15 protein-coding genes are annotated in these 12237 nt (G+C 46.5%); 7 read left to right on the forward strand and 8 right to left on the reverse strand.

From position 1 onward, the window contains the following. Positions 1–72: 72 nt before the first annotated feature. From D3P07_RS15990 to D3P07_RS15995, 3 genes are all read left to right on the forward strand, one after another. Positions 73–465, forward strand: a complete 393-nt coding sequence (locus tag D3P07_RS15990; RefSeq protein WP_119801254.1) for a zinc ribbon domain-containing protein — start codon at positions 73–75, stop codon at positions 463–465. Positions 466–601: 136 nt separating this feature from the next. Then, positions 602–754 (forward strand): hypothetical protein, encoded by a 153-nt coding sequence (locus D3P07_RS27105; RefSeq protein ID WP_182914355.1) that lies wholly within the window; start codon positions 602–604, stop codon positions 752–754. 212 nt (positions 755–966) lie between these two features. Beyond that, positions 967–1464, forward strand: a complete 498-nt coding sequence (locus tag D3P07_RS15995; protein WP_119801255.1) for a DinB family protein — start codon at positions 967–969, stop codon at positions 1462–1464. A 222-nt stretch (positions 1465–1686) separates the two neighbouring features. Here D3P07_RS15995 and D3P07_RS16000 read toward each other — a convergent pair whose 3' ends face one another. The 4 genes from D3P07_RS16000 to D3P07_RS16015 all read right to left on the reverse strand — a co-directional run bounded on the left by D3P07_RS16000 (position 1687) and on the right by D3P07_RS16015 (position 3558). Then, positions 1687–2256, reverse strand: a complete 570-nt coding sequence (locus D3P07_RS16000; protein WP_119801256.1) for a manganese catalase family protein — start codon at positions 2254–2256, stop codon at positions 1687–1689. A gap of 69 nt (positions 2257–2325) precedes the next feature. Further along, complete coding sequence (locus D3P07_RS16005) at positions 2326–2589, reverse strand: spore coat protein CotJB (RefSeq protein ID WP_119801257.1); 264 nt, start codon at positions 2587–2589, stop codon at positions 2326–2328. After that, on the reverse strand, positions 2589–2819 hold the full coding sequence (locus D3P07_RS16010) for a spore coat associated protein CotJA (RefSeq protein ID WP_119801258.1): 231 nt from the start codon (positions 2817–2819) through the stop codon (positions 2589–2591). Before D3P07_RS16010 ends, D3P07_RS16005 begins: the two co-directional genes overlap by 1 nt. 127 nt (positions 2820–2946) lie before the next feature. Then, a complete protein-coding gene (locus tag D3P07_RS16015) occupies positions 2947–3558 on the reverse strand; it encodes a hypothetical protein (protein WP_119801259.1) in 612 nt (203 codons plus the stop codon). A gap of 587 nt (positions 3559–4145) precedes the next feature. Here D3P07_RS16015 and D3P07_RS16020 point away from each other — a divergent pair. The 3 genes from D3P07_RS16020 (at position 4146) to D3P07_RS16030 (ending at position 8157) form a co-directional block, all read left to right on the forward strand. Further along, positions 4146–4541 (forward strand): hypothetical protein, encoded by a 396-nt coding sequence (locus tag D3P07_RS16020; RefSeq protein ID WP_119801260.1) that lies wholly within the window; start codon positions 4146–4148, stop codon positions 4539–4541. 1221 nt (positions 4542–5762) lie between these two features. Next, a complete protein-coding gene (locus tag D3P07_RS16025; RefSeq protein WP_182914356.1) occupies positions 5763–7340 on the forward strand; it encodes a MutS-related protein in 1578 nt (525 codons plus the stop codon). An 82-nt stretch (positions 7341–7422) separates the two neighbouring features. Further along, positions 7423–8157 carry a suppressor of fused domain protein gene (locus tag D3P07_RS16030; protein ID WP_119801262.1) on the forward strand — a complete coding sequence of 245 codons (735 nt, stop codon included), beginning with the start codon at positions 7423–7425 and terminating at the stop codon, positions 8155–8157. 50 nt (positions 8158–8207) lie between these two features. Here the strand turns inward: D3P07_RS16030 and D3P07_RS16035 are convergent, their stop codons facing one another. The 3 genes from D3P07_RS16035 to ku all read right to left on the reverse strand — a co-directional run bounded on the left by D3P07_RS16035 (position 8208) and on the right by ku (position 10557). Next, entirely contained in the window at positions 8208–8720 is a 513-nt protein-coding gene (locus D3P07_RS16035) for a hypothetical protein (RefSeq protein ID WP_119801263.1), read from the reverse strand. Positions 8721–8791: 71 nt separating this feature from the next. Continuing rightward, positions 8792–9694: an ATP-dependent DNA ligase gene (locus tag D3P07_RS16040; protein WP_119801264.1), complete on the reverse strand. Its 903-nt coding sequence runs from the start codon at positions 9692–9694 to the stop codon at positions 8792–8794. Then, complete coding sequence (gene ku / locus D3P07_RS16045) at positions 9691–10557, reverse strand: non-homologous end joining protein Ku (RefSeq protein WP_119801265.1); 867 nt, start codon at positions 10555–10557, stop codon at positions 9691–9693. The genes D3P07_RS16040 and ku overlap by 4 nt, the downstream gene beginning before the upstream one ends. A gap of 1021 nt (positions 10558–11578) precedes the next feature. Between ku and D3P07_RS27610 the strand changes: the two genes are divergently transcribed. Beyond that, positions 11579–11710 carry a hypothetical protein gene (locus D3P07_RS27610; RefSeq protein ID WP_259391538.1) on the forward strand — a complete coding sequence of 44 codons (132 nt, stop codon included), beginning with the start codon at positions 11579–11581 and terminating at the stop codon, positions 11708–11710. Between the two features lie 90 nt (positions 11711–11800). On the opposite strand, the gene D3P07_RS16050 is transcribed toward D3P07_RS27610, so the two are convergent. After that, a complete protein-coding gene (locus D3P07_RS16050) occupies positions 11801–12139 on the reverse strand; it encodes a L,D-transpeptidase (RefSeq protein WP_119801266.1) in 339 nt (112 codons plus the stop codon). Between the last annotated feature and the right edge of the window lie 98 nt (positions 12140–12237).

The following is a 12237-nucleotide window of genomic DNA, read 5'->3' on the forward strand; positions in this document are numbered from 1 at the left end:
GCGAATACAGTTAATACTATGTAAGGGCTATCACTGTTGAGGAAATTAAACCAATCAATGGGAGGGCTGCGGATGGAGGAAGTCAATTGCCCGTGGTGCGGCGAACAAGTCATCTTGGACGGAAGCATATGTCCGTTATGCAAGCATGAGGTGCTGCCGGAGCATTTAAGCGGAAAGGAAAGCTCGGCGGTTGGAGATGAAGGTCTGCAAGGTGAGCTGGAGGAAGAGGCTATAGCCTCTCAATTGATCCATAACTATACATGCGCACGGTGCGGACATGAGGAGTGCAACGTCCAAGAGGTGGCGATGACGGGTACAGGCATCAGCAAGCTGCTGGATATCCAGCATCATCATTATTTCTTCGTATCTTGCTTGCAATGCGGAAAGGTCGATGTGTATGATCCGAATGTGCTGGAAGCGCGCAAGAAAGGGCTGCTGGGTTCCGGGCTGGATTTGTTTTTATAGCAGTGGAGCAGGGAAAATGAGATATGTTGCATATACAAGCTATGCTGCGAGAAAAACAGGCTGTCCACATCATGTGACGGCTTGTTTTCGTTTGTTCATGTTTCCGTTCAGTTTCCCTAAGCAGATAGAAACTTAAATGATCGTTGGAGGCGTAGTGGTCGAACGATGCGGTTTACAATTCGGCATGGCATCTGGTGCAATCCGTATGACGATTGCCGGTGCTCTCGCCAGCTGGTATGGACAACAGCAACGGACGCTGGAGCACAGTCATTTGCCTATCGGCGGTTGAAAAAAATAATTAGTGACGAAAGCTGTCACTATTAACGTTTAAGATGAATTAGAGCTAGACAAAATTTATATGGAAGGGAGAGAGAGCCTAACGATGAATACCTGCGAAACATTTTGATCAGGGTCTAGCTTCTTAAGGGATTGCGGTTATGGATATGGAGAAACGAGACAAACGCTTGAAGAGAAAAATAACCTCAGGAAAGGGATGAGAAGATGTACGCTACCGTACAGGATTTGATTGTCGAATGGAATAGAGAGGCGGAATTAACCCAAAAGGTGCTGGACGGGCTGACCGATCAAGCGCTACAGCAGCAGGTATATCCTGGGGGACGTACGCTGGGAAGAATTGCGTGGCATTTTGTTGCGAATATCCCGGATTACTTAACTGAATTCGGAGTCTTGGTGGAGAAAGTATCTAATTCGGACGAGGTGCCGTCCGCAAAGGAGATGGCGGAGACGTTCAATACGGTCAGCTCTCGCGTAGTCGAAGCCCTTCAAGAGCAGTGGACGGACGACTCGTTGAAGCATGTCCAAAATGCGTTCGGAAGACTCGAATCCAACGCGACGATCTTCATGGGATTGATCAAACACATTGTTCATCATCGGGGCCAGGCTACGGTTCTCATGCGTCAAGCGGAGCTGCCTATACCTGCAGTGTACGGTCCTTCCAAGGAAGGATGGGCGCAGTTAGGAGTAACGCCGCCGCTTTGAGTGTATGTACTGTCAGGTGTTCTGAATAAATGAGGCGGTATAATTCTCGCTAACTCGGCAGGTTGACGTCTATTCAGCCAAACAAGCGGAAACGTTGAGCTAGCAGAGGAATCTTGGAAAAGGGACAAGATGAACGCTGCCTTTCTATAAAAATCCTTGCCACGCAAATAACCCAGCCGCAATGTTCCAGAGGGCTGGGTTATTTCATTTTGATAATAAACATTAAAAATAAATCCGCTGATCCTGCTTTTCCTTAAGTATTTCAACCGCCTCGCGGAAACGCAGGGAATGCACGATCTCCCGCTCGCGAAGGTATTTCAAGCTGTCTTGCAGGTCCACATCATCCGTCATGTCAATGAGCCACTGATAGGTGGCTCTCGCCTTCTCCTCCGCGGCAATATCCTCATACAGATCGGCGATGGGATCGCCCTTGGCCTGGATGTAGGAAGCTGTCCATGGCACTCCGGCAGCATTTTGGTAAAACAAGGCTTTGTCGTGGTTGGCGTAGTGATCTCCCAGACCGACTGCCCTCATTTGATCCGGTGTAGCGTCCTTTGTCAGCTTATAGACCATGGTCGCGATCATCTCAAGATGGGCAAATTCTTCCGTTCCAATATCTGTCAATAATCCGACTACTTTGTCTGGGATGGTGTAACGCTGATTCAAATACCGCAATGCAGCCGCCAGTTCCCCATCGGCGCCGCCGTACTGCTCTAGCAGAAATTTGGCCATTAACGGATCGCACTTGCTAACTCTAACCGGATATTGAAGCTTCTTCTCGTATACCCACATTGACGCACATACCCCGCTTTCCCCAACTTTTTGGCTAAAGCAATAAACTTCAGGGTTGACCTGTAAGGCTCAAACTTGCCAAGGCCAAGGCGCTTCCTTCCATTGCCAAGGAGATTTGGAGAGGCTGTACCCGAAATTCATGAGCGGGCCGTATTGCGCTTCAAACTGTTCAACGATACGCTTGCGAAGCTCGGCAAACTGATTAAATTGAGCAATCGCAGCTTCGTCACCCGGATGGGTGTCCAGATACAGGTTCAATTCCACTAATACAAAATCCACGGCCTGCAAGTCGTGAAGCTGCTTGTAGTAGGCTTCATCGAGCACGTGAGACATCAATCACCACCTGCTTCCTTGCGTGATGGGTCCGGATAGGGAGCGTACAGGGCTGGCCAAAGCGTTCCATACTTCAAGGCTTCGTAAGGGGAGAATTGCGGCAGATTGGGAGGCTGGAATGGGATGAACAGCTGCGGCGGCACATTGTAGCTTTTTTCGGTGATGGGCGGGCAAGGGTCGAACGGCCCGATAAACGGCCGGTACGTTCGGAACTGATCGCTTGCATTCATAGGGGGCGCTCCTTTCCATATCATTCCTCGCCCCACTATATGTACGAAAGGTTGGACGATATGCAAGGTATGAAAGAATGGATGCGACCATAATTCCATCAGTTCGTTGATTGATTTGATTAGCGTTTCAAAAAATATCCGAAGAAGTCGTCTTCAACAGCTTCTCCAGATGCGAATTGTAATGATCGGCTATCGCTTGTTTGATCTCTTGAATATGATAGTCGATCTTTTGTTCGCCCGGGATGTAACTAGGGTTATTAGCCAGCTTGTAAGCTTCATAAATAGCAAGATGATCGGAGAAGGTTAAGTGCATCACGTCCCGTTTGAAGTTTTGGATGGCTTCACTAGACTTGGCATTCATTAAGTTCTCCATCAGGATAAAGTTACTTAATAAACGGTTTTGAATGTCATCTAATCTTGCCGCTTTTTCATACAGGGCAGGAGATAACGATTTCAGTTCATCTTGCAGCGCGAAGTAGTCTGTTGAAGATTGTCCGTAACTCCCCATTCTCTCATTTTCTAATATTTTGAGCTCAAGCCTATCGATAACAGCTGCACGATAATCTTGCAATAAGGAGACCTGTGCTTCGAATAATTTGATCTTGTAATCCCTTTCTTTTTCGTTGGTTTGCAAAGTGTTTTGAATGGCCCAGAAGGAGAAGCTGAGGAGAGCGGCGATTATTGCGGGAATGAGCGCTTTTTTGAATTCAACTTTCCAGTTAAAGGCGGGATTTGTCATAAGATTCCTCCATCTCAAGATGAGTATCATAATTACGAACCTATACGACTACAAAAGATTATGGTTGCAATGCAACAAGTGTGGCTGCGAAATGTAAAGAGTATGCTGGTGAACGAGTCGTTTCATGTCAAGCTCTCACCTTTACCTTTTCTATAGAAGAATCAAAGGTTTTTGTAGCATGGCATTCAGGTTGAAGGTAAAAGGAAAATGTCATGGGAATGTGACCTACAACTAATTCATCTCTATTTAACTAACAACTAAGTGATGAATGGAGGCGTTATATAAATAGCGGGATTGTATTAAGGGAAGACCAAGTCGCAAACAAAATAAACAAATAAACTCTTTTTTTCCAACAAATAGGTATAAAGCAACTGGGTTCCTTTTTTGAGTCTGGATATAATTTATAACAGAACAGCAATCTTAATCGAAGGAAAAAGGAGTGTAAAAAGAAAATTAATTTCATCACTACGACATTAATAATAATGGACAAAATTGGTATGTACCACATTAATTTAACTATTAAAACAAAACCAGTAGAGTGGGTATACCCATTCTATCTGGTTTTGTCATCTTTCGGAGGGGCTAATATGAAAATATTGAAATTTATCGCAATAGGGTTGATATTCTTAATGAATATTGGTTGTTCCGGAAAACAAACTATCCAAAACCCATCATATACTTTTACTGCTAAATTGATTAGCGTTGTCTCGCATAAAGGAGATTTAATCGATGGTATTCCAATTGTATACACAATTCAAGTACAAGACTTTGATCCCTCAGAAGTCGAATTTCAAAAATATAATAGTCAATTCGTACAAAATGGAGAATTTAAGCACATTCATCTTACAAAACAGACAAGAATTCATAATCATGATGGAGAACAAATAGAGGCAGAAGAAATGGAGATAGATAGAATTATTACTTTCACTGTACAATTATCGAATGATGGCTATAACCTTCTTGCCACAGATATTACAGTCTGACTACACTCAATAAGTTTTCAAATGGGTTAGAGCAATTAATAGTTAATAATGATTACAGTCTTCTAAATCGTTTAGTTCCGTTCATGTTTCTAAGATCCAACTGAGTTTACATCAATCAGATATTTGGTGAATTCAGTTTGATTCCTTTGTCTAATATATGTAAACTTTCCGATGACTTGATCAGGAATCGCATGCGTTCCCCCGCTTCCTCCTCGTAATTACCGATACACAACTTATAGAATCCGCACCAAAACTCTGCCTTCTTGGCATTAAACTCTTCTTCTGTAATAATATATTGTTCTCTAAGCTTTGCTTATTTTTCAAGTTTAATAAAAGCATCGTCATCATGTACAGACAAGATGGTCGTTTCGAATATGGCAGCAGAGTGGTCACGCAGCTTATAATCAGCTGCTCAACTTTAAGAAATTTGTCGTAGTCTTGTAATCGTATTTCCATCTCGCTCATAATCAAAAACAGTTGCGTATCTGCTCGTTTTATCAGGACTACCGCTAGATACGATTAATATATATCCATTTGTAAGCAAGTTGTTTTTTTCAACTCAATGCTATTAAACTTGGAATAGAATAAGAATTTATGATCTTTCTCTCAAGCGAGGTGCCGAGAACAATATATACAATCGTATCTGTAACGGCAATCAATCCGTTAAGTCCCTTGGCGAATACTCGAACGTCATCCATAGAGATTTGCAGTAGGAGTAGGAAGATGCTTTCCGCCATCCAGCAGATGTGCATTTTTAGGAGTAAAGTATTGATAGTCCGAGCCTAAAGGACTGTTGAGACATACTACAATTTGGCAGAATTTATTGGTTCTGTCATAGTAACGACGACCTCCCTTCAGGATTACGAATGTATGTGATATACCAGTTACTGTGAATACTTGAATATTAATATTGATAGATACATTTGGTAACTATTTCATTTATACCTAAAGAATAAGTGGATACAAATTCCATATTTCACAAAACAAATAGAGATGGATATGATAGAAGGAAGAAAACTTCCAGTTGCTAGCATCGCGTTTAATGATCTTGTATATGAAAGGATGAACAACGTGGCAGTCTCTTCCTCGGAATCTATCCATCTATTATATCCATCAGGAACATATGAATCGGCAGCACGTCTCTCTGAACAGGAACTTCAAGAACTTGAATGTATGCCTCTTATTCATGCGATAGCCGGAGAGCGGAAATATGATCAAAACATGAGAAGCATCATACAGCAATTCACTCACGATCCCAGCGTAATTGCATACAGGCTGGACATAATAGATGATTTCATTGATCATCCCGAGCTGCTCAGCCACGTGGAAAAGAGTAATACGATCATAGATGAGATGAGGTTTGCAACCGGCAAAAGCCACTCTCACGACAGCGGGCTGTTGCAGACGGTCTCCCGTCTGAGAGAATTAACGATTTATGTTGATTTTATTGCTCAAATGCAGAGGGCTTTTGCAGGCCAGGAGTCGTTAAAATCTGCAGGCTTACGCCGTTTGCGGGACCGAATCTTGCGTATCTTCGATAGTGCAGATTACAAAAACCTGGCGATCCAACTTCCCAAATTACAGCATGGGCTCGACTCCATCGCAAGCGTAACGATCGGCATTAATCTGGATGCGCAGCTTAATCCTGTGCAGGCCACATTGGTATCCATTAATGACAGGCGTTTCACGGGGGAATCCTTATTTGGCAAACTATTCGCGGGGGGCAATGAATATCAAGGGATATCGGAGCTGTATAAGGACCCTGACGTCATCGAATCGATCGTCCATAACACGGAAAAGATCCAGGTCAGCATCGCGGCGGAGGAAGAAGCTTCTTTGCGCAGAGTGTTGTTCCGGGATTTGAAGAAGCTGCTCAAAAATGTGCTGAAGCCTGTTTATCCCATCATCGATCAGTATTTGCATATTCGCTGCAAGTGGATATTGGGCTTGGAAGCGGAATTCGCTTTTTATATCGGCGCCGTCAAATTCATTCAGCGGATGCGCGGCCTTGGATTGCCCATGTGCAGACCGGCCATTCTTCCGATGGGGCAGAAGGAGGGCCGTTTGTACGACAACTACAATGTGAATCTGGCTTTGCGAATGTCCTACAAGATTGACGAGGGCAGTCTGAATGACCGCATCGTGTCCAATGATGTCTGTTTTGATGAAGAGGGTCGCATCTTTATCTTGACGGGTCCCAATTCAGGCGGCAAAACGACCTATGCGCAGGCTATCGGATTAACGCAGGTGCTTATGCAATGCGGGCTCTATGTCCCATGCAGCCGGGCGGAAATCAGCCCTGTGGATGCACTGCATGTCTATTTCAACGTTGAAGAACAAGCAGCGCTGGAAACGGGCCGTTTAGGGGTAGAGTCGAAGCGGATTGGCGAGATTTTTGGCGCGGCTACCTCGAATAGCATGGTGCTGCTGAATGAAGCTTTTTCGTCAACAAGTCCGGGGGAAAGCTTCTATTTGATGAAAGACATCGTCAGCGCGCTCAAGCTGTTAGGGGTTAGGGCGGTAGTGGCTACGCATCTTCACGAACTGGCTGAGAGCATCGACCGCATTAATGAAGAGGTTGAAGGAAGCAGCAAGCTGATCAGCATGGTTGCGGGTATGAAAGAAGCCACAGATCATGGCGGCACGTTATCGAACCGCTCCTATAAAGTTCGTCCGTGCCGCCCGCAGGGAAAGAGCTTTGCCATGGATATCGCCAGACAATACGGCATCAGCTTCAACCAGTTAGCGGAGACGATTCGTGAACGCAAGGCTGGTTCATTGGCGATTTATGACAAATAAAGTCGAATGCAGACAGGAAAAGTGAAGGTGTGGGTGGAATGATGTTAAAGGAGACATAATTCAAAAGAAGAGCGCTGCTAAAATGAGCCAAACGGAATATTCGGCATCAGGCCAGCCTATACACAGGCAAAAGGAGAGGGACGACTCTTTTCAACCTGCTTATGGCGATGAAGAAACGATTGAGAAGATAACTGCCCATGTCGAAAAGCATATCGGTGAAGTTGACTTTGTCTTTCATGAAATCGTATCCGATAAGATGCATATCGATGTGCTTCGTGTACCGCCAACGCAAGAGAGAAATTATTATACACTAGTCACATGCGGTATGAGCGCGTTGTCCATGACGGTACCTCCAGGAGCAGAGCAATTCCGCTTCGCGGAGTTGCTGCTATGTCTGCCTTCTAATTGGCCGCTGACGGAAGAAGCTATGCAAAAAGAGGAGAACTATTGGCCGATTCGCTGGTTGAAGACGTTGGCCAGATTGCCACATGACTATAATAGCTGGTTATACGCAGGCCATTCCATTCCGAACGGTGATCCGGCCGAGCCCTTTGCTCCGAATACGAAGCTGTCGGGCATGTTGCTTTCCCTGCCAACAATAGCGGAAGATCCGAATGGATTTTTTACGCTCCAGATGTCCGAGGAGAAGGAAGTGCACTTTTTCTCTTTGCTGCCTATTTACAAAGAGGAGATGGATTTTAAGCTTAAGCATGGTGCAGAGGAATTGTTCCAGAAGCTGGACCGAGAGAGAATCAACGAGTTTCTGCAAATTCAACGCAAAAACGTATGTAAAAAATCATGGTTTGGTTTTCGATAAGATTTAATATACAAAAACCCGCTGATCTGTCCAGATCAGCGGGTTTCTTATTAGCTCTTGAAGTGTGCTCTCATTTTCTCATACGTTTCTTGCATCTCGCCGCTGTTGTTTTCGTTGAAGAAGGCGAAGGTTACTTTGGAATCCATAACGAGAACGATGATTTCACGATTGTTATCCGCCTTGATTAACGTCAGCGTTCCTTTAGCCCCGTTCTCGCCTGTGAAATCCACCGTTTCGGCAACGGTTGGGTTTATAAATTTCTCTTCTTCCTTACGAATAGACGCTGCACCTAACAGAAAGAGCGATGCTACTTCCGGATTGACGCTTTCTTCCACATATTTTTGCTTCTTTGTTACATCGCTGCCATTCAAGTAGATATTGACGTGATCGAGAGCCAGCTTCTGGGCTTCAACCCATTCCTTTTTCGGCTTTTTGGTCGGCTCCGGCTTGGTAGAACCTTCCGTTTGTCCGTTTGGCGAGGGAGACGGATTAGATGAGTTTTGACTGCAGCCCGCTAATAACGCCATGGCAAGTGCTGCGGCTACTAATGCTTTTTTGTTCATGCTCTATTACCTCCTGCATATATCTAGCTGATCCTTAGGCGCTATGTAAGTCCAATGCTTCCGATTTCCAATCAAGCTTCACCCACGCCAAATCGAATCAGCTTCGGCTGGCGGAGCAAGCCGCTGTCTGTAAATTCAAGCGCGGAGACGCGGCAGGGGAAGGGGACGCTTAGCCAGGCTACTTCGGCTTTTTTCATGCCGGGCGTCAGTACCGGAAAAGGGCATTCGCCGGGATAGTCCCGCATGAACTGCTCCAGTATGCGTTTCGACGCATAATCCAGCCCCGATACATGTCCGACATATTGCCCTTCATATCGTAGCACAAGACTGGACACTTGTCCCTCCCTTAATTTGATGCCGACCACCTCGGCTTGAAGGAACAGCTCCTTGCGTTTCTTGTACCACGACTGATGATGCTTTCCTTCCGTATAAGGGCTGTCGAGCCGCTTGGAGACAAGACCTTCCCAGCCACGTTCATAGAGCCACTCCCATAAGGCATGTCCATCGTCAAATAAATCCGATACCATCAACCGCGGCGTCTTCTCCGGGAATTTCGAGGCCAGCCTCGCAAATCGTTCGCGGAACGGAAGCGGGCGCAAATCCTCGTCCCCGTCATGCAGCAAGTCGAACAGGACGAGAAGCAGCTCGTCCCGTCCATTGCCATTGCGAATCCCTAGCCGTCCTCTTTGAAAATTCGGCCTTACGCCGTCAAAATAGACAATTTCCCCATCCGCTACACATGGTCCGACCCGCAAGGTTGCCAGATGCTCGACTATTTCCGGGAAGGTCTTGTTCCGACGCTCCATCCGCTTGGAGAACAGCTCCACGCCGCCTGTTCCGTCCAGTCTGATGATTGTACGGACTCCGTCCCACTTGATTTGGTAGCACCACTCCGGTCCTTCCGGAATATCCGGCGCCAGAATCGGGGACATCGGAACAGACGGCAGTGGCATTCTGCTGGTTGGAGCCGTCATGAAGCAGTGCCTTTGGTCGTTTTCTTAGGCTTCTTCTCTTTGGTGGCAGCGGGCTTGCGTTTTGCGCCGGTTTTGCCGGTATCTGTCGGGATATTGGCTGCGTCGAGACTGGCCTGGAGCGCAGCCATCAGATCGATAACCTTTGTGGAGTCGGTAGCTGGCGCAGCAACAATATCGACGCCTTCACCAGCCACTTTGGATTCGATCGCCTGCAGCAGGGAGTTGCGGTAGTCATCCGTATATTTCTCCGGGTCGAACGCAGCAGAGAGCTGATCAATGAGCAGCTTGGCAATCTCCAGTTCCTTATCGTTGACGGACACCTGCTCCGGCAAGTTAGGCACTTGGGAAATGGAGCGGATCTCATCCGGGAAGTGCATGGTCTCCAGGCATAAGCAATTGTCTACGACGCGTATGGCCGCAAGCCGGCTTTTGCTGCGGATGGAAATTTTGGCGATGCCGATTTTCCCTGTTTGCCGGATAGCTTCAAGCAGTAAGCCGTAAGCGCCGGAGCCTGACATATCGGGGGACAGGTAGTAGGCTTTTTCGAAATAGATGGGATCGATATCGGTCAGATTGACGAAATCCAGGATTTGAATCGTTCGAGCTGACTCCGGCCGAAGGGCATCCAGCTCTTCTTCACTGAACAGGACGAACTTGCCTCGCTCGTATTCAAAGCCTTTTGCGATTTCATCATTTTCAATTTCCCGGTCGCAGTGGGCACAGACGCGCTTCTGGGAGATCGGCGTGCCGCATTCCTTGTGGATGCTGCGGAACCGCACATCCTTATCCTCGGTAGCGGTGAACATTTTGATGGGTACGTGGACGAGACCAAAGCTGATAGCGCCTTTCCATACGGTATGCATGAGCAGATAACCTCCATCGATTTTTTGGGGACACAATCAGTGCATGCAAGCTGCTTTATTGAATAATTACTTTCAGCATTCCCATTCCGGCCACCATATTATTTTTGCCTGCGATGTATATTCGTGGTGAAACCGGACAAGATAAAATCATCGGCGTCGGAAGATGCCGTAGACAACCGCGGAGAAGACTTACGTTTCCCCATAAGTTCTTCGTCCGGTTTCTCCTCTCCCATGAAAGAGGCCCCCGAAAGGGGGCCTCGATTATTTTTGTAGGAATGCTTAAGTATCAAGGGATTTGGGTGGTGGAAGTTTATGGTCATAAGAAGTTGATGACCAATTGCCGACCAAAATTTCAAAACGAGCCCCAATTAACCTCGAATATCATTAAATCCAGCGGCTGCTGCATCAACTGTCCATTCATGCTCCTTGCATATAGGAACGGGAACGGGAACGGGAACGGGATTATTCCCGTACCAACAATTTTTTATGGGTGATTTCCTCCCCCTTTGACTTATAGCAGCGCGCGTATTCTCGCTTGTACTATTTAGTGGAGAGGAATACTACAACTAGGAGAGTTCCAAAAATAACGATGCCGCCAAAACAAATAGCGACTATCCCAATAATTTTTGCTGCAGAAGATTTCTTTCTTACAATGATTGGCGGATAGGTTGTGCTTAGCATCGAATGCCCGCATCTAACACAATTGTTTATTGATTGATCGTTATGAGTCCTGCACGCAGGGCAAATGTAGATATAATCGTTCATCGTGATGCCCCTTTCGGAAGTAGGTGAATCCCTAAATAGTCAGTCTACTACATACTATCAAGCGTGCCTATTGGTTTCGTGAAAAGAAAGAGCAGCGTTTAGTTCTATACGGATAAAACGTCTGCAAAATATGTAAATTCCAACTCCTTTCATATTTATTTCGGCACTCAGGAAGGCTCTTCTCCATGGCTCCGTCTTGCGATTCGATATACCGGCGATGATTGGGTATTTATGGACAGCTATACGATTAAAGCGGATGACGAAACATACACCGTCTCCCCGTCCTATGGTGAGATTCAACGGGATAACGGATACAGCGGCAGAGAAGAAGGCGCTGCAAAACGTTCTGGACGCATTCAAGGCGATGGGCAGAGTCGAGCCGAGCTGATTGAACCCGGATGTGCTGATATTGATGCGAGTGGAATAACCCCAAAAGAGCGCTATTCGAGGATAACCCTCCAATAGCGCTCTTTGCGCACTAAGGCCGGATTGTCACTCGGGTACCGACTGGCACCAGCGATTGCAGCTGCAGGACGTCCTGATTATACATTCGGATGCAGCCGTGCGAGACTAATCCCCCGATCGAAGAGGGATCATTGGTGCCGTGTATGCCGTATGACGGCTTGGAGAGGCCCATCCAGAAGGCGCCGAAGGGACCTCCCGGATTCGGCTGCTTGTTAATGATCGTGAACTCTCCCGTAGGGGTCTGGGTCACCATTCTCCCGATGCCCACAGGGTAAGCGCGAACGACAATATCTTGGTCCAGCAGGTACAGCTGCCGGTCGGACAAGTCTACAATAATGCGGTAATTAGGCATAAGCTTCCTCCTTTTCTGTATACTATGGCGCTGCGGGCTGGAGTGGTTGGGTGGCGGAAAAAAGGATAAATCCGATGCCAGCCGATTCATGCATTCAT

The sequence above is a fragment of the Paenibacillus sp. 1011MAR3C5 genome (genome assembly GCF_003591485.1).
GTDB lineage: Bacteria > Bacillota > Bacilli > Paenibacillales > Paenibacillaceae > Pristimantibacillus.